15 protein-coding genes are annotated in these 18,816 nt (G+C 41.5%); 11 read left to right on the forward strand and 4 right to left on the reverse strand.

The window, feature by feature from the left end; all coding sequences use genetic code 11:
- Nucleotides 1-303 precede the first annotated feature (303 nt).
- Nucleotides 304-2,526, forward strand: a complete 2,223-nt coding sequence (locus PSH41_RS07340) for a TonB-dependent receptor (RefSeq protein WP_029773462.1) — start codon at nt 304-306, stop codon at nt 2,524-2,526.
- A gap of 278 nt (nt 2,527-2,804) precedes the next feature.
- Here the strand turns inward: PSH41_RS07340 and PSH41_RS07345 are convergent, their stop codons facing one another.
- Entirely contained in the window at nt 2,805-3,569 is a 765-nt protein-coding gene (locus tag PSH41_RS07345; RefSeq protein ID WP_024031852.1) for an outer membrane protein assembly factor BamD, read from the reverse strand.
- A 141-nt stretch (nt 3,570-3,710) separates the two neighbouring features.
- On the opposite strand from PSH41_RS07345, the gene rluD reads away from it, so the two are divergent.
- The 3 genes from rluD to clpB all read left to right on the forward strand — a co-directional run bounded on the left by rluD (nt 3,711) and on the right by clpB (nt 8,093).
- Nucleotides 3,711-4,688: a 23S rRNA pseudouridine(1911/1915/1917) synthase RluD gene (gene rluD / locus PSH41_RS07350; protein ID WP_004587336.1), complete on the forward strand. Its 978-nt coding sequence runs from the start codon at nt 3,711-3,713 to the stop codon at nt 4,686-4,688.
- On the forward strand, nt 4,688-5,419 hold the full coding sequence (gene pgeF / locus PSH41_RS07355) for a peptidoglycan editing factor PgeF (protein ID WP_273588990.1): 732 nt from the start codon (nt 4,688-4,690) through the stop codon (nt 5,417-5,419). Before rluD ends, pgeF begins: the two co-directional genes overlap by 1 nt.
- Before the next feature lie 97 nt (nt 5,420-5,516).
- On the forward strand, nt 5,517-8,093 hold the full coding sequence (gene clpB, locus PSH41_RS07360) for an ATP-dependent chaperone ClpB (RefSeq protein ID WP_273588989.1): 2,577 nt from the start codon (nt 5,517-5,519) through the stop codon (nt 8,091-8,093).
- Nucleotides 8,094-8,139: 46 nt separating this feature from the next.
- Here clpB and PSH41_RS07365 read toward each other — a convergent pair whose 3' ends face one another.
- A complete protein-coding gene (locus PSH41_RS07365) occupies nt 8,140-9,687 on the reverse strand; it encodes a methyl-accepting chemotaxis protein (protein ID WP_273588988.1) in 1,548 nt (515 codons plus the stop codon).
- A gap of 616 nt (nt 9,688-10,303) precedes the next feature.
- Here PSH41_RS07365 and gshA point away from each other — a divergent pair.
- Nucleotides 10,304-11,890 (forward strand): glutamate--cysteine ligase, encoded by a 1,587-nt coding sequence (gene gshA / locus PSH41_RS07370; protein ID WP_273588987.1) that lies wholly within the window; start codon nt 10,304-10,306, stop codon nt 11,888-11,890.
- Between the two features lie 134 nt (nt 11,891-12,024).
- Nucleotides 12,025-12,636 (forward strand): transglycosylase SLT domain-containing protein, encoded by a 612-nt coding sequence (locus PSH41_RS07375; protein ID WP_024031857.1) that lies wholly within the window; start codon nt 12,025-12,027, stop codon nt 12,634-12,636.
- A 61-nt stretch (nt 12,637-12,697) separates the two neighbouring features.
- On the opposite strand, the gene PSH41_RS07380 is transcribed toward PSH41_RS07375, so the two are convergent.
- Both PSH41_RS07380 and PSH41_RS07385 read right to left on the reverse strand, forming a co-directional pair.
- Complete coding sequence (locus tag PSH41_RS07380; protein WP_004587330.1) at nt 12,698-13,966, reverse strand: HlyC/CorC family transporter; 1,269 nt, start codon at nt 13,964-13,966, stop codon at nt 12,698-12,700.
- A 61-nt stretch (nt 13,967-14,027) separates the two neighbouring features.
- Entirely contained in the window at nt 14,028-14,834 is an 807-nt protein-coding gene (locus tag PSH41_RS07385; protein WP_024031858.1) for a cytochrome C assembly family protein, read from the reverse strand.
- Nucleotides 14,835-15,087: 253 nt separating this feature from the next.
- Here PSH41_RS07385 and ffh point away from each other — a divergent pair, with 253 nt between their 5' ends.
- The 5 genes from ffh to rplS all read left to right on the forward strand — a co-directional run bounded on the left by ffh (nt 15,088) and on the right by rplS (nt 18,680).
- Nucleotides 15,088-16,467: a signal recognition particle protein gene (gene ffh, locus PSH41_RS07390; protein ID WP_024031859.1), complete on the forward strand. Its 1,380-nt coding sequence runs from the start codon at nt 15,088-15,090 to the stop codon at nt 16,465-16,467.
- Between the two features lie 250 nt (nt 16,468-16,717).
- The gene (rpsP, locus tag PSH41_RS07395) at nt 16,718-16,966 is read left to right on the forward strand and encodes a 30S ribosomal protein S16 (RefSeq protein ID WP_004587327.1); all 249 of its coding nucleotides are present in this window, start codon (nt 16,718-16,720) and stop codon (nt 16,964-16,966) included.
- A 17-nt stretch (nt 16,967-16,983) separates the two neighbouring features.
- Nucleotides 16,984-17,520: a ribosome maturation factor RimM gene (gene rimM, locus PSH41_RS07400; RefSeq protein ID WP_004587326.1), complete on the forward strand. Its 537-nt coding sequence runs from the start codon at nt 16,984-16,986 to the stop codon at nt 17,518-17,520.
- A complete protein-coding gene (gene trmD / locus PSH41_RS07405; protein ID WP_004587325.1) occupies nt 17,520-18,287 on the forward strand; it encodes a tRNA (guanosine(37)-N1)-methyltransferase TrmD in 768 nt (255 codons plus the stop codon). Before rimM ends, trmD begins: the two co-directional genes overlap by 1 nt.
- Before the next feature lie 33 nt (nt 18,288-18,320).
- On the forward strand, nt 18,321-18,680 hold the full coding sequence (gene rplS, locus PSH41_RS07410; protein ID WP_004587324.1) for a 50S ribosomal protein L19: 360 nt from the start codon (nt 18,321-18,323) through the stop codon (nt 18,678-18,680).
- Nucleotides 18,681-18,816 lie beyond the last annotated feature (136 nt).

Consider the following 18,816-nt stretch of genomic DNA (forward strand, 5'->3'; position numbering starts at 1 on the left):
AATAATGGTTCTCTTATATGTAAACATAAAAGGTGCACAAAATTAGAGTGTGTGTAACGTGATTACTTTTTAGCAAAAGGCCCATTTTTTTGTGTAGGTTATCCAACAATAATCAAAAATTATAATTAATTTGTACCTGTATGTTTATTAAATGAAAATTTTTATACATTTCTTCACAAATATGTAATATAATACCCTTCCAGAGGAAAGATGCTATTAGGCGTCTTTTTTTATGCCCAAAACTTATTGCCCAAGCCAATAAGTTCGCATAACTAAATTATACGGTATCCTTTGGAGAATATTTTGAAACTACGCAAACTCTCACAGTTAAGCCTCGCAATTGTCGCTGCACTAACTACCTCAGTAAATGCTGAAGAAGCTAAAACAACAGCAAAACAAGACGCGTTTGAAAAAATCGAAGTTACAGCTCGTAAACGTACAGAGAGCTTGTTTGAATCTCCAACCGCTATCACATCAATTGGTGCTAACCTAATTGATAAAGCCAATATGAGTAACCTAGAAGATATTGGTAAATACGTTCCAAACTTAAATATCACTCGCTACGGTGTAGGTAATGCGGCGCATGCCTCTGTGTTTATTCGTGGTATTGGTCTACAAGATCACATAATTACAACCGATCCGGGTGTAGGTGTTTATTTAGATGGTGTTTACTTAGGTCGTCAAATGGGGTCAAACTTATCGTTACCAAATGTAGAGCGTGTTGAAGTTCTACGTGGACCTCAAGGTACATTATATGGTCGTAATACCTTAGGTGGCGCAGTAAATGTAATTACTAAGCAACCAGGTGATGAAGGGATTGTTTCAACTACAGCTAAAATTGGTAGCCGCGGACGTATTGCTGGCGATGTATACTTTAATAACTCGCTAACAGATGAAGTAAGTATGTCTGCAAGTGCATCATACAAAACGCGCGATGGTGTGGGTGAAGCTGTCAATTTAGCTAACCCAGAAAAAGAAATTGGTGAAGAAGAAGAGTTTAGCGGTCGCGTAGCCCTTAAATGGCAAGCCAATAGCGATTTAGCGTTTACTTTTTCACTTGACGGTGTTGATAATGAGTCGGGTCAATCGCCTTACACTATCGAGTTAACTGAGCCGCTTGATGCAAATGATGTATTTAATGGTGACTTTCCTTTATTAACACAGGATATGATCCCATCTGACCCAGATGATTTAGGCACTACCGTTGCTGGTATTGAATCTACGTCTTACTCAGGGTGGGGTACGTCATTTACTGCTGATTGGGCAATTGATGATACGTACACGGCTAAATTTATTTCAAGTTACCGTACTTCTGAATACGAAGGTGGACTTGATGATGATGCCTCACCACTTAATTTATCTGAGTTCCCAGAAGAGGGTGGTGCAGACCAATACTCGTTTGAAATTCAACTAAATGCGACTTACGATAATATGGACTTTGTATCAGGCCTTTACTTCTTTAATGAAGATGGCTTTACACGTTCAGGTCCATTTGTATTTAGCCCATTCAATACACCTAATGGCTTATTAAACGATGGTGTTACACCTTCATTTGGTGGTTATGGCGATTTTGAAATTAACCAAGAAACAAACTCATACGCTGTATATTTTAATACAAGTTACGATTTAACAGATGATTTAAGTATTGGTGGTGGCCTTCGTTACTCAAAAGATGAGAAAGATGCCGATGCGATTTTCCCAACATTTGCTGAACGTAAATACGTAAGTGCAGAGTTTGACGCTGTAACATGGGATGTAAACGCATCATATCAAATCAGCAATAACATGAATGTTTATGGTCAAATTCAAAAAGGTTACCAAACAGGCGGTTTCCCTCCACGTCCGTTTGGCGGCCCCGATCAGTTTGTATCGTTTGATGAAACTAAAGCAATTAACTACGAAATGGGCTTAAAAGGCCAAGTACATGAAAATGTATCTATGATGTTGGCTGTATTTGTAACAGATTACACTGACCTTGCTTTACCATTTTCTGACCCTACTGCAGGCGGTGGTTTTGTAACGATTGTTGAAAATGCAGGTGAATCTAAAGCGCAAGGTATTGAGCTTGAAACTACCGTTGCCATTACAGACGATTTCACAATTCGCAGCTCTGTAGGTTACTTAGATTCTGAGATTACAGAAGTAGATGCAGGCGTACAAGGTATTGGTAAAGGTGATTCACCAGCATTAACACCACGTTGGACTGTAATGATTGCCCCTTCTTACTTTATGGATTTAGATAGCGGTGCAACCGTTGCATTTAACGCTAACTACTCTTTCAGAAGCGAAATGCAAGGCCAGTCGGTTTACAATGAAAGCGAGACTATTGATTCGCGTGAGTTAGTTGGTTTTAATATTTCTTACACTAACCCTTATGGCGATATGGAAGTAACCTTATACGGTGAAAACGTATTAAACGAGGTTTACGATGTAGGTCGTTTACAGCAGTCAGGTTTTGTTGGTGTAATGCGCAGTAATGACCGTAGCGAGTTTGGTTTAAAATTCAAAAAAGACTTTGAGCTTTAATAACCCGCAATGAGTTAATTAAAAGGTAAGCTTAGGCTTACCTTTTTTTTCGCCTGTAAAAAGAAAAACTTAGATCAACAGCGAATCTTTTTGTAACAAGCGCTATACAATCGTGTAGTGCAATTGCTATTGATATATTTAGTGTGGTGCGAAGGCTAATCGCTAAGTATTAAAAAGCGCCACAGGCATCAACTAGCCTTATTTTTAGGCAATAAAAAAGCCCTCATAGAGGGCTTTTAAACAATCAACATAGGTTTAAATAAAAACCTCTGCCATTCTTATTTGTTAGATTCATTGTATTCACGCGTTAGTCTTGCGTGCTCACTTAAATCTGTCAGGCCAAGCTTTTCGTAGCTTTTTTCCATCATCTCAAGTGCAGGCTCTAAATAGCTGCTTTGCGAGTAATGCTCAACAACGTACTTACCACGATTAGCGGCCGCCAGGTAAGCTTCACGTTCGTAGTAGTAATTAGCCACTTTTAGCTCGTAACGCGCCATGCGGTTTAAAAGCCACACTAAACGACGTTTAGCCTCTGGTGCGTAATCACTCTTTGGAAAGCGTTTTACAAGCGTTGATAAATCGGTAAATGCAACACGTGTACGGTTTGCATCGCGGTCAGCTCTGTCTATGCCAAAATACTCTTGGAAGGCATTTTTATCTGCTTTAATGTTAACCAAGCCACGCATGTAGTACATGTAATCTAAATCTTTGTGGTTTGGGTTTAAACGAATAAAGCGGTCAATGGTCGCTAATGCTTGCTCTGTATTACCTGATTGGTAATGGGCATACACTAAATCCATTTGTACTTGTTTTGAGAAAGGGCCAAATGGGTAGCGTGAATCAATAGCGGTTAACAGCTCAATTGCACGGGCGTATAAACCTGAGTCGAGCGTTTGTTTTGCATCTTCATACAAAGCGTGTGCAGATTTGTTAGGAACGCGTTGGATATCTTCTTGGTCAGGCGCAGAAGAACAGGCCCCTAAAGTAAGTACAGAAGCTGAAAAAACAATGGCGAATGCACGTTTCCCTATTTTATTTATCATTTTATTTGTTACCTTCGATGTCTTCGGCTAGGCCACGGCGGTAAAACCGAGTAAACTATGCGTATTATATTATGCTTTTATTAAAAGCGATTCTAACCCAGTCAGGCACAGCTTGCACTGGTAAATTGGGTAAAGTTACTAATGTCAGAACAAATTTCACTTCAAGCCGAGGTTCCTACCGAGTTAGGTGGTAAACGTCTAGACCAAGTATTAGCGCAATTGTTCCCTGATTATTCACGTTCACGTATAAAAACATGGATATTGGATGATAAAATCACCGTTGACGGTGAAATCTATAACACACCACGAGAAAAACTTCTCGGTGGTGAAGTTGTAAATGTTGAAACCAGCATTGAAGCACCACGCGAATACGAAGCACAAGATATCAAATTAAACATTGTTTATGAAGATGATGATATTTTGGTTATCAACAAACCTATGGGCCTAGTCGTTCACCCAGGTGCAGGTAACCCAGATGGCACAGTGCTAAATGCATTGCTGCATCATTTTCCGGATATTATTAACGTACCGCGTGCTGGTATTGTGCACCGTCTAGATAAAGACACCACAGGCTTAATGGTGGTGGCTAAAACTATTCAGGCGCAAACACATTTAGTTAAAGCACTGCAAAAACGCGAAAACTTTACGCGTGAATACGAAGCTTTATGTAATGGTACTATGACCGCAGGTGGCATGGTTGAAAAGCCGATTGGCCGTCATCCAACGCAGCGTACACACATGGCAGTTCACGAAATGGGTAAGCCTGCCATTACACATTACCGTGTTGCTGAAAAATTCCGTGCTCATACACGTTTACGCCTTCGTCTTGAAACCGGACGTACACACCAAATTCGTGTTCATATGGCGTATATAAACCACCCGTTAATTGGCGATAGAGCCTACGGCGGGCGTCCGCGTCCACCTAAAGGTGCTACGCCAGAGCTGTTTGAAATGTTACGTACATTTAATCGCCAAGCCTTACACGCAGTAAAATTGAGTATTGCGCACCCTATTACGGGCGAGATGATGACCTGGCAAGCGCCTATTCCAGATGACATGGTGGCAATGACTCAGGTGCTTAGAGAAGATACGAAAGCTAACCCTAACATAGAGTATTAATGGCTTTTTTGTCAGCACCTTGGCCTAATTTAACCTCGGTAGGTACGCTCAGTACCACACGAAAAGGCGGCGTGTCAAAGCCGCCTTTTAATAGCTTAAATTTAGGCCTACATGTTGATGATGATCCAGAGCATGTGCTAAAAAACCGTGCTTTGGTTGAGCAATCCCTGCCAAACCCGCCACTGTGGCTTAATCAAGTGCATAGTGGCGATGTGCTCTGCGTTGATGCAGATTTTAATTTTCAAACATTACACAGTGCTGATGCGTTGTATACAAAAGTTAAAAATCAGCCTCTTGCTATTATGAGTGCAGATTGCCTGCCTATTCTGTTTGCAAGTCATGATGGCCATGAAGTTGCAGCAGTGCATGGTGGTTGGCGCGGCCTTGAAAAAGGGATCATAAAAAATACGCTTGCCTGTTTTAGCGCGCCTAGTAAGCAAATATATGCGTGGCTTGGGCCTGCTATTGGTTCTGAGCAATTTGAAGTTGGTGCCGAGGTTGCTACGCGATTTATTGCAAAATCTCCGTTGTTTAAAGAGGCGTTTAAATTACAAAGCAATAATAAATACTTGTGCGATATTTACCTAATCGCTCGCATTGAGCTTGAGCAATTAGGTGTTATTAATATTAGCGGAGGCGATTATTGTACTGTTTCTCAGCCATCATTGTTTTTCTCTTATCGGCGAGAAGGTAAAACAGGGCGTATGGCAAGTTTGATCTGGCGCAAATAAAACACTATTTCCCCACAATATTCTTCTTAACACCTTGAACAATTCTATTAACATACCCATTTATTAAGCAATTAGTTTATTAAATAGGTAAACCCTCATGCGTTTAGATAGATTCACAAGTAAATTTCAATCTGCGCTTTCAGATGCTCAGTCGCTAGCATTAGGGCGCGATCATCAATTTATTGAACCCGTACATTTAATGTATGCGCTTTTACAGCAAAATGGCTCTAGCGTGCGCGCCTTGCTTGCACAAGCCGGCGTGAGTGCGGATGAGCTTAACACCAAGCTTTCTCAAGAAATAGAAAAGCTGTTTAAAGTCGAAGGAGTAGGGGGCGACGTACAGCTTTCTAATAATATGGCTTCGCTTATTAACTTATGTGATAAGTACGCGCAAAAGCGTAAAGATAAGTATATTTCGAGCGAATTATTTGTATTAGCGGCCTGTGACGACAAAGGCCCTTTAGGTGATATTTTTAGAGCGCTTAATATCACTGCAACTAAAATAGAAAGTGCTATAAAAGCAATTCGCGGTGGCCAAAAGGTCGATGACCCTAACGCCGAAGAAACCCGACAAGCACTTGAAAAATACACCATTGATTTAACCGAGCGCGCAGAGCAAGGTAAGCTCGACCCCGTTATTGGGCGAGATGACGAAATCCGTCGCACGATTCAAGTTTTGCAGCGCCGTACTAAAAATAACCCCGTGCTTATTGGTGAGCCAGGGGTAGGTAAAACGGCCATTGCAGAGGGGTTAGCGCAGCGCATTATAAATGGCGAAGTGCCAGAGGGCCTAAAAAGTAAGCGTGTTTTATCGCTAGATTTAGGCGCGCTGGTGGCGGGTGCTAAATACCGCGGCGAATTTGAAGAGCGTTTAAAATCGGTGCTTAACGAGTTGGCTAAAGAAGAAGGCCAAGTGATTTTATTTATTGATGAAATTCACACTATGGTGGGCGCAGGTAAAACCGATGGCGCTATGGATGCTGGCAATATGTTAAAGCCAGCGCTTGCTAGAGGGGAGCTACACTGTGTGGGCGCCACTACGCTTGATGAATACCGCCAATACATAGAAAAAGATGCCGCACTTGAGCGTCGTTTTCAAAAAGTATTGGTTGAAGAGCCCTCAGTTGAAGACACCATTGCCATTTTACGTGGCTTAAAAGAGCGCTACGAGTTACATCACTCGGTGGATATTACCGACCCGGCAATTGTCGCCGCTGCGCATTTATCGCACCGTTATATTAGTGACCGACAATTACCAGATAAAGCTATTGATTTAATTGACGAGGCTGGCTCGTCAATTCGTTTGCAAATAGATTCTAAGCCTGAGTCTTTAGATAAGCTTGAGCGCCGTATTATTCAATTAAAACTTGAAGATAACGCTTTAGCTAAAGAAAAAGACGATGCAAGCCAAAAGCGGCGCAGCGAAATGCAGCAGCTCATCACCGACTTAGAAGCGCAATACCGAGAGCTTGATGAAGTATGGAATGCAGAAAAAGCCTCGTTACAAGGCACGCAAGTAATTAAAGCTGAGCTTGAACAAGCGCGCCTTGATTTAGAGGTTGCCCGCCGAGCGAGCGATTTACAGCGTATGTCGGAGCTGCAATACGGAAGAATTCCAGAGCTTGAGCGAAAACTTGATTTAGCCTCGCAAGCTGAAATGCAAGAAATGAGCTTACTAAAAAACCAAGTAGGCGAGGACGAAATTGCAGAAATACTTTCTCGTTGGACCGGGATCCCAGTATCGCGAATGCTGCAAGGTGAGCGAGAAAAACTGTTAAAAATGGAAGAGCAACTTCACAGTAAAGTGATAGGGCAGGACGAAGCAGTTGTTGCGGTCGCGAATGCGATACGACGCTCTCGTGCGGGGCTTGCCGATCCTAATCGACCAATAGGGTCATTTTTATTTTTAGGACCCACTGGGGTGGGTAAAACAGAGCTTACTAAAGCGCTTGCAGGTTTTATGTTTGATACAGAAGATGCCATGGTGCGTATCGACATGTCAGAGTTTATGGAAAAACACGCGGTAGCACGTTTAGTGGGCGCGCCTCCCGGTTATGTTGGTTACGAAGAAGGCGGCTATTTAACCGAAGCCGTTCGCCGTAAGCCTTATTCTGTAATTTTGCTTGATGAAATAGAAAAAGCGCATCCCGATGTATTTAATATTTTATTGCAGGTACTCGATGATGGCCGCCTTACTGATGGACAAGGGCGTACGGTTGATTTTAAAAATACGGTTATTATTATGACCTCAAATTTAGGCTCGGATATTATTCAAGAGCAAGCGGGCACAAACGACTACGCAACGCTTAAGAGCAAAGTTATGAATGTGCTCGTCAATGAATTTAGGCCAGAATTTATAAACCGTATTGATGAAACCGTCGTATTTCATCCACTTGCCAATGAGCATATTAAAGAAATTGCCGATATTCAGCTTGTTAAATTGCGTGAGCGTTTAACAGAAATGGGCTATTTACTAGAGATAAGTGATGCGGCGCTTGAAAAAATTGCCTCTAGCGGGTTCGATCCTGTTTACGGTGCTCGGCCATTAAAACGAGCTATTCAGCAAACAATTGAAAACCCACTGGCTCAGCTGCTATTAGGGGGAGAGTACAACCCTGGCGATATTGTCGTGATAGATGCAAATGAGCAGGGCCTGATTTTTTCAAAACGCTAATACAGACGCACAATAAGCCGCCAAGCAGGCGGCTTATTGTCTTGCTTTATACTTTAAATGTATACAGTAGGTTGTTTACTTTTTGAGAGCCGGCAACTAATTCTGCAGCATCTTTAGCAACGTCATAACTTAAAGCTAAGTTTTCGTTACTCACCTCTTTTATATTATCTACATTATTAGCAATATCGTGGCTCACCATCTGCTGCTCCTCTGCAGCCGTCGATATACTGTTTGTTAGCAAAGCTATTTCACTAATTTGATTGAATATACTATCGAGCTCTTGGTGTGTTTGCTCGGTTGTTTGTACGCAGCCCTCAGCTTGTAGTTTTGTACTTTGCATTACCTTTGACCAATTAACCAATGTATCCTGTATATCTTTAATCGAGCTGTGAATTTGCCCCGTAGCACTTTGCGTACGAGAAGAAAGAGCACGTACTTCATCAGCAACTACGGCAAAACCACGGCCATGCTCGGCTGCTCTTGCGGCTTCTATTGCAGCATTAAGCGCTAGTAAATTGGTTTGCTCAGCAATACCTTCTATCTCATTCATTACTTGGCCTATTTTATCTGCTTCCTGCGCGAGGTTATTAGCCGTATTGGCAGCATGATCTACGTGAGTTGCCAGCTCAGATACCATTTTTTTGTTATCAGCAATATGTTGTTTTATATCCGCGCAGCTGTACTGAGTCGAATTAACTTTGTCGGCGGTAGTTGTTGTACTGTTCGAAATCTCACCAATAGTGGCGGTCATTTGCGCCATAGCAGTGGCGATTTGTGTAAGCTGTGTGCTTTGTGCCTCAATGCCTTTTTCGGTGAGCGTCGATTTATCATCTAGGTTTTCAGCAATGTTATTAAAGGCATAGGTAGCATCTTTTACGCGCCCCAATACAGTTCTGAGCTTAGCAAGTAACATTTGCTCTTTATAGTCACTCACACTTAGCGGTGAGTTATCGCAAAAAACATAGCGCGAGATAGAGTCAGAATGCTGTTTATAGGTGTTTAATTTAGCAGGGGTTGCCACTAGCTCTTGATAATTTAAGGCCAAAATAAACACGCAAATTAATACGTTGATAACCGCTGCCATGGCTGAAAAGGCAAACCCACTCATTATTAGCCAGCTAAATACAACGGCTAACGTAAGCATTTGGCGCAAGTGTGTGCGCTCTTTAAAATTAAAAGCGGCTTTACCGCTATTTAATTTTTCGTATAGTTTATGGGCTGTTAAAACATGTTTTTTATCTGGTTTTGTACGTACAGATTGATAGCCGACTAACTGATCAGCTTCAAAGATAGGGGTTACAAATGCATCAACCCAGTAATAGCGCCCATCTTTACATCTATTTTTTACTATGGCGCGCCATGAGTGGCCGCTTTTTAGCGTACTCCACATTTCTTTAAATGCTGCTTTGGGCATATCTGGGTGGCGCACAATATTATGATTTTTACCAACGAGCTCCTGGGCACTAAAGCCTGCTACATCGCTAAATGCCTTATTTGCATACGTAATGACTCCTCGTAAATCGGTTGTGGATACTAATTGCTGAGCATCACTAAAGTGAACCTCTTCATTTATTAAGCTTTGATTATGACGCATGTTAGTTTTAACCATCCTTTTTAATTAACTTGTCATTGTATTGGGTAAACAAAAGGAGGTGAAGTAAAGGCGCTGCGCTAAATAAAATTGTCATCAAAATTGCGACTTTTTATGATCTATATCAAATACTGCGTTTAAAATGTTAAAGCTTATGAAGTGAAATCTATTAATTCAGGGTCTTTATGTTTGGGGCGTGAGGGTTTTTGGTTGCTGAATTTACAGCAGTGTGTTTGGTTTTTAGGCAAGGGGTAAGAGCAGGACGCGAAAGCTTTGTTCGGTTTTTACTTATTCTTACATGGATGTAAGTCATTAGAATAACGCAGGGCAGTTATCGAGCCCATTAGGTTACAAATATCGCGCCGCAATTGAATCGCCCTTAGTTTGGACAAATTTCAATTCACAAAGGCCAACACGCCCTAGCAAAGCGATTGTATATTAGCGTGAGCAGTGGCAAGATTAGCTTGCTGGTTGATGCTTGTTGTATCAAGCGCATGCTCAACAGGGTAAATAGCTAAAAATTTTGAAAAATTATATTGTTCTTAACAATTTAATCTTGAGTATGGGCAATTAGCCCCCATAACCCTAAGATTAAGCCACGTGGCCGAGGAAGCATTTTTTGACTATACATGATTTATCTAGCGCGCTAAACGCGTTATCAGCAACACCGCATCAGCACGCAATTAAAGGGATCAAACGTGGTATTGAGCGAGAGTCGTTGCGTATTAAAGGTAATGGCGCCATTTCCACTTTAGGACATCCTAAAGGCGTAGGTAGTGCATTAACAAACGGACATATTACTACCGACTTTTCAGAGTCATTACTTGAATTTATTACCCCTGTTAGTGAATCAGCGACAGAAACCTTAGCGCAATTAAAAGACCTACAAAAGTTTACACTTGAGCACATGGGTGATGAGCTTTTATGGCCCATCAGTATGCCATGCTTTATTGAAGATCAAGATGACATCGTACTGGCTCAATTTGGTAGCTCAAATACTGCGCGTATGAAAACCCTATACCGTGAAGGATTAAAAAACCGTTACGGTAGTATGATGCAAGCGATTGCGGGTGTTCATTTTAATATTTCTTTTCCAGAAACACTTTGGCAATCTTTACACACCTTAAAGCAAAGTGAGCAAAGCCTAGAAGCATTTATATCGGATGGTTATTTAGCGCTTATTCGTAATTTTAAACGCGAGCTTTGGTTAATTAGTTATTTGTTTGGTGCATCACCTGCATTATGTAATTCTTTTTTACAAGGGCGCAAAACTGACCTACCGTTTAAAAAACTAGGTAAAGGTACACTTTATTTAGAAGTAGGAACCGCGCTACGCTTGGGTGATTTAGGTTACACCAACAGTGCGCAATCTTCATTACGCGTAATGTATAACTCGCTTGATGAGTACGTTGCGGGGCTTAAAAAAGCAATCAACACGCCTTCTGACTTATACGGCGATATTGATGACTACACCACAGCAACACCTAAGCAGCTTAATAAAAATATTCTGCAAATCGAAAACGAATTTTATTCGCCGATCCGCCCTAAACGTAATGCTAAAAGTGGTGAAAAACCAACGGATGCATTATTAAGAGCAGGCATTGAATATGTTGAAATTAGAGCGCTGGATGTAAACCCGTTTAGTGAAACGGGCATTGATATAGAGCAAATCCATTTTTTAGATGTGTTTTTAACGTATTGTTTGTTAAAAGACTCTCCAGAAATGCAGTGGAAAGAGCAAGCCCGCAGCACTGAGAATTTAGATACAGTGGTTAATCAGGGGCGTCAGTTAGGTGTTATGCTTAACGACAACAACCAACAGCGTACGTTACAAAGTTGGGGGAGAGAAATTTTTGACCAACTAAGTGAAGTCGCTGAGCATATGGATAAGGCGTATGGAGTGACCTATTACAGCGAAACCATCGCACAAATGGCTACTTGGGTTGATAACCCTGCGCTGACTTTTTCAGGGCGTTATGTGCGCGAGCTAGAAAGTACGGGTATCGATAACGGTTTATTTGCTATTCAATTGGCTAATAAATATAAGCAAAGCCATGCACAAGCCAACTACAATGTGTTTTCTAAAGAATGGCTAGAGCAACAAGTTGTACTCTCGGATAAAGCGCGAGAAGAAATAGAGCGCGCCGACACGCTAAGCTTTACTGACTTTTTAGATGAATATTTTAATGCCAAAGCACCCGCTTAAGTTTTTTTAAGCAAAAAAAAACGCAGCCCAAGGTGGCTGCGTAAATATTCTTCAGGGATGAAACAATGCTATACTGCTGCATTCATATACTCAGACCCACGCTTTTTTAAAAAGTTCAGTGAGATCTTATAAAAATGAAAAAAAATGCAATTATTTTATCTTTTGCCCTCTCTTTAGCTGGGTGTGCCACTGCGCCGCCAAAGCAACCTAATGATCTTTGTAAAATTTTTGAAGAAAAGTCAGACTGGTACTTTGATGCAAAAGATGCACAAGAAAAATGGGGCTCACCTAAACATGTTCTTATGAGCATGATGTACCAAGAAAGTTCGTTTCGTCATGATGCCGCACCACCCATGGAGTATTTTTTATGGATAATTCCGACTGGGCGTGCCAGTGATGCTTACGGGTACTCACAAGCAAAAACTCCAACTTGGTCTGACTATATTCGTGAAACGGGTAACAGTGGGGCTGATAGAGATGATTTTGACGATGCAATCGACTTTATGGCATGGTTTGTTTATAAAACACATAAGGTAAATGGTATCTCTAAGTGGGATGCTTACGCCCAATACTTAAATTATCACGAAGGGTGGGGCGGTTATAAACGCGGTACCTATAAAAAGAAAAAGTGGCTAATGAGTGTTGCTAATAAAGTAAAACACCGCGCAAGTCGTTATGGTGCGCAGCTTAAACGTTGTGAAGAGGAGCTTGATAAAGGCTGGTTTGAGCGACTGCTTTTTGGCTAACTACATATCTTAAAAGCAAAAAAAGGAGCCAAGGCTCCTTTTTTTAATGCATTATTTACACTTACAACTTACGTTGATTTGGCTTAATTTTCACCTGTTTGATCATATTCTCTTTTACCTCTAACACCTCAACAGGGTAGCCGGCTATTTTAAGGCTTAAATTAGCATCTGGAATATCTTCTAGGTATTCTACAATTAAACCGCTGAGTGTTTTAGGGCCATCAAGAGGAAACTCCCAGCCCATCTCTTTGTTTAAGTCGCGCACGTTAGCGCCGCCATCAACAAGGTAAGAGCCATCGCTTTGTGTGGTCACTTCTTCACTTGGCGTACGTGTTTGCGTGGTAGTGAAATCGCCAACCACTTCTTCAAGAATATCCTCAAGGGTTACGAGACCTTGTATGTCGCCATATTCATCAACCACTATACCAATGCGCTCTTTTGATTGTTGGAACTTTAATAGCTGGGTATTTAGGGATGTCCCCTCAGGAATAAAGTAAATCTCACGTACAGCACGCAATAATGACGGTTTATCAAATTGCTCTTTGGTTAAAAGACGAAGAGCGTCACGCGAATGGATAAAACCTACCGCGTCATCAATATTGTCGCGATAAAGTAATACCCGGGTGTGCTGAGCATGAGTTAATTGGCGGCTAATGAGCTTCCAATCGTCGTTAATATCAATCGCCACTATTTCGTTACGAGGGATCATAATATCTTCAACGGTCACTTGCTCTAAGTCTAAAATAGAAGTCAGCATGCTTTGGTGACGAGCTGGCAGTAATGCGCCTGACTCATTCACCACTGTTTTAAGCTCTTCTTTACTCATGCTGTGCTCATCTATTTGTGCTGAGCTGATACCAAACAGACGTAAAATACCGTTGGTCATCCAGTTAACAACAACCACGAATGGGAATAGTATTTTGAGTAACCCTTTGAGAATAATAGAGCTTGGAAAGGCTACTTTTTCAGGGTACAACGCAGCAAGCGTTTTTGGGGTTACTTCTGCAAATATTAGTACCACTAGCGTTAACACACCGGTTGCAATACCAATACCTAAATCACCGTATAAACGAATACCAATGATAGTGGCTACCTGGGCGGCAGCGATATTTACAAGGTTGTTACCAATTAATATTAGGCCAATGAGTCTATCAGGACGGCTAAGTAATTTACTGACTCGTTTAGCTGCGCGATGTTCCTCTTTTGCAAGGTGGCGCAAGCGTATACGATTAATTGACATGATCCCGGTTTCTGAACCCGAGAAATAAGCAGAAAAAAGCACCAATAAACCTAAAATGATAAACAAGGTACTTGTCGATATGTCGTCCAACGATGGATCCTTTTTTTATAAACCAATGCGTATTAAGCTAGAGTGAGCTGACAGAGTCAAGTTAAAACTTATTTAACACCACTTCTTGTATAAAACGGCTGCCAAAATAAGCAAGTGTGAGGATAAATGCAGCGACCATGATGGTAATAACCACAGGTTTACCACGCCAGCCTTTTTTCATGTGCCCAAGCGCAACAGTGACAAAAATAACCCATGCGACAAGCGATAAAATGGTTTTATGGATAAATTCTTTTGCAAACATCCCATCTAAAAACACAAACCCTGTTAATAAGGCAAAGGTAAGTAACACCGTACCTAAGTTTAATAGTTGATAGAGCTGACGTTCTACCACCATTAATGGTGGCAAATGACTATGCACAATTGCTAAATCTTTACGTTTTAAGCGTTTATCAATAAAGTAAAACTGCACGCCGTATAAAGTGGCAATAATTAACACGCAATATGCTAACAGTGATAGCGATATATGTGTGATAAGGCCTATTTCAATATTAAAGCTTTGTAATAAAATATGGTGCGGTATAAACAAACTCGCAATGGTGAGTAGGGCTGCAAAGCCATAGACGACCGGTAATAGCAATGTAGCAGGGAACTTTAACGACACCGCAGTCACCGACACCACAATAACCCAGCAGGTCAGCAGTGCAACATTAACAATACTTAAATCTTGCCCGTCGGAGCGAAACACCGAATTAACCAACAGCAGCATGTGCGCTAGTATAGCCACGGTACTTAAAATAACCGTTACCTTTTGGCTGGGGCCTTGTTGATGAAACAGGCGTGTTAACACGTGAGACGTTGCTAACACATAAAATAAACTGGCAATAATAGTTAAACTAATAATCAGCATTGTGCTTGGGCCACTTATAATTAGAGTCAAATAATTCTTGTTGTTATAAGCACATTGTATTTTATAGCAAAGCAATTGCATAGACCTAAAAAAAGAAACTCAATAAGCTGTGCTTCAATACTGTATTGTGCGCCATCATTTACGGTATACTGTTTTTAATTGAAATTTAATACTATTGCTCCCATCTAATAAGTAAAATGCAAATAAGCGTGAGCTTATTGGGTCAATATAAACGTCTTATCGGAACCGTTACATGTTTGAGAACCTCCAAGAACGATTAGGTAAAACCTTAAAAAATATTAGTGGCCGCGGCCGTTTAACAGAAGACAACATTAAAGATACGTTACGTGAAGTACGTATGGCGTTTTTAGAAGCTGACGTTGCGTTGCCTGTTGTTCGCGAGTTTGTAAAGCAAGTTAAAGAACGTGCCGTAGGTGTTGAAGTAACTAAAAGCTTAAGCCCTGGCCAAGTATTTATAAAAATAGTGCGCGAAGAGCTTGAAAAAGCGATGGGTGAAGCCAACGAAGAGCTTAGCCTAAATGCACAGCCGCCAGCCGTTGTTATGATGGCTGGTTTACAAGGTGCGGGTAAAACAACCAGTGTTGGTAAGCTTGCTAAGTTTTTAAAAGAGCGTAAGAAAAAGTCAGTGCTAGTTGTTAGTGCCGATGTATACCGTCCGGCGGCTATTAAACAGCTTGAAACACTTGCCAGCGAAGTTGACGTGGATTTTTTCCCAAGTGATATTTCGCAAAAACCAGTAGATATCGCCACCGCTGCTATTTCTCATGCTAAAAAGAAATTTATAGACGTTGTTTTAGTCGATACCGCCGGCCGTTTGCACGTAGATAACGAAATGATGGGCGAAATTAAAGACCTTCATAAAGCAATCAACCCAATCGAAACATTATTTGTGGTTGATGCAATGACGGGTCAAGATGCGGCGAATACCGCTAAAGCATTTGATGAAGCGCTACCTCTAACCGGTGTTATTTTAACTAAAACAGATGGTGATGCACGCGGTGGTGCTGCTTTATCTATTCGTCATATTACCGGCAAGCCAATTAAATTTATGGGTGTGGGTGAACGTACGGATGCACTAGAGCCGTTCCATCCCGATCGTATCGCATCGCGTATTTTAGGCATGGGGGATGTACTTTCATTAATCGAAGAAGTCGAAATGAAAGTCGATAAGGAAAAAGCAGCTAAGGTCGCTGAAAAAGTATTTAAAGGCAACGGCTTTACCCTTGATGATTTTGCAGAGCAATTAAAGCAAATGAAAAATATGGGTGGCATGATGTCGATGCTAGATAAGCTGCCTGGTATGCAAAACTTACCCGATGCTGTAAAAGGCCAAATGGGTGACAAAACCTTCATTCAAATGGAAGCAATCATCAGCTCTATGACCAAACAAGAGCGTGCGCGTCCTGAGATTATTAAAGGCTCTCGTAAAAAACGTATAGCCGCAGGCTCTGGTACACAGGTACAAGAGATAAATAAACTGCTAAAACAGTTTACGCAAATGCAAAAAATGATGAAAAAAATGAAAGGTAAAGGCGGCATGCAAAAAATGATGCGCGGCATGAAAGGCATGTTACCACCTGGAATGATGGGTGGCGGTGGCCCTAAATTTTAATGTAGCGCTTAAATAGCCGCTATATAATGTATAACAAAAGGGCTAATTGGCCCTTTTTTGTTGAATAAATTATGCGCGTGGTGCATGATAATCTATTAATTGTGGCTCAGATCACAGTTTAACCTACTAAAGTGGCTTTTTGCTTCACTTCTTACTTGCATTGTTGCTAAAAACTCGTACAATTCCCCAGCTCCCCATACTGGGGAGTAAATCTTATTAATGAAAACAGTCAATCTATTTAGAGGACGGTATGGTAACTATTCGTTTGCAACGTGGTGGCGCTAAAAAACGCCCTTTCTATCAAATTGTGGTTGCGGATAGCCGTTTCTCGCGTGACGGTCGCTTCATCGAGAAAATTGGTTTCTTTAACCCAATTGCTTCAGGTCAAGAAGAAAAACTTCGTTTAGATTTACCTCGTGTTGATCACTGGGTAGGTCAGGGCGCAGGTCTTTCTGATCGTGTAGCTAAGTTAGTTAAAGACGCTCGTAAAGCGGCTTAATAGGCGTAAGTGTAACCATGAGTCAAGAGAACACCTCATCAATTATTGTCGTAGGAAAGCTCGGTGCCCCATATGGTATAAAGGGCTGGCTTAAGGTACATTCATTTACTGATGATCCCCAAGGGATCTTCGATTTCAGCCCGTGGTTGATAGGGCAACAAGGTAAATGGCAGACCTTAGAAGTGGTCGACTGGCGTCGCCACAACAAAGGCTTTATCGCTAAAATTGCGCAAGTAAACGACAGAGACGAAGCAATGGCTTATACCCATGCAGAAATATCTGTTGATTCAGCGCAATTACCAGAACTCCCGCAAGGCGAGTTTTATTGGCGAGATCTCATTGGCATGTCGGTTGTAACTGATAAAGGTTACAATTTAGGCACTGTTGATGACCTGATGGAGACAGGATCGAATGACGTACTGGTTGTTAAGGCAAACAGTAAAGATGCATTTGGTCAAGCTGAGCGTTTGATTCCTTTTTTAACTGATTCAGTAATTAAAGAAGTTAAATACGAAGCGAGAGAAATTACCGTAGACTGGGATCCTGGGTTTTAATGACTCAAACTAGTTCATTATGGGTAGGGGTGATAAGCCTTTTCCCAGACATGTTTGATGCTATTACACACCAAGGTGTCACTGGTCGCGCAGTGAAAAATGGCTTAATTGACTTTAACTGCTGGAATCCACGTGACTATGCTTTAGATAAGCACAGAACCGTAGATGACCGTCCTTATGGGGGCGGCCCAGGTATGTTAATGATGGTTGAACCATTAAAACAAGCCATTCTTGACGCTAAAAAAGCGGCAGGTGATGGCGCAAAAGTAATTTATATGTCCCCGCAAGGGCGCAAATTAGATCAGCAAGGGGCTAGCGAACTCGCAAACTCTGAAAAGCTGATTTTGATTGCCGGTCGCTATGAAGGTATAGACGAGAGAATAATAGAGTCATACGTTGACGAAGAATGGTCAATTGGTGATTTTATTTTGAGTGGTGGTGAATTACCTGCCATGACATTAATTGATGCAGTAGCGCGATTAGTGCCAGGCGTGTTAGGTCATAACCAGTCAGCAGAGCAAGACTCATTTTCGGATGGCTTGCTAGATTGTCCTCACTATACACGGCCAGAAACATTGGACGACAAACAGGTGCCTGCTGTACTACTCAGTGGAAACCACCAAGAGATTGCAAAATGGCGGCTTAAGCAGTCATTAGGCAGAACTTGGCTACGACGTCCTGACTTGTTGCATAACCTAGCTCTGACTGAGGAGCAAGCGGTATTACTCGCACAATTTCAGCAAGAGTACCAAAAAGCTTGTGGCTAGAAGACAGTTACACCTAGGAAAGTGAGAAACATAATGGCAAAAGTAAACCAAAATATTATTAAAGCGCTTGAAGAAGAGCAGCTTAAAACAGACGTACCAGCATTCGGCGCTGGTGATACAGTAGTTGTACAGGTACGTGTAAAAGAAGGTAACAAAGAGCGTCTACAGGCCTTTGAAGGTGTTGTAATCGCTAAGCGTAATCGTGGTCTTCACTCAGCATTCACAGTTCGTAAAATTTCGAGCGGTGAAGGTGTTGAGCGTGTATTCCAAACGCACAGCCCTCTTATTGATAGCGTAACAGTTAAGCGTCGCGGTGCGGTTCGTCGTGCTAAGCTTTACTACCTACGTGAGCGTTCTGGTAAATCTGCACGTATTAGAGAAAAACTTAACTAATACGCGCTGTTTATCAACGCAAAGAAAACGGGTTGCAGCCTCACGGTTGCAACCCGTTTTGGTTTTTAAGCATTAAATAATATACTACCTCTTCACAAAAGCACCCCTCTGTATTAAGTAATCTTCACTCGCCTTA

This window comes from Pseudoalteromonas sp. CST2, assembly GCF_028599385.1.
GTDB lineage: Bacteria > Pseudomonadota > Gammaproteobacteria > Enterobacterales > Alteromonadaceae > Pseudoalteromonas > Pseudoalteromonas atlantica.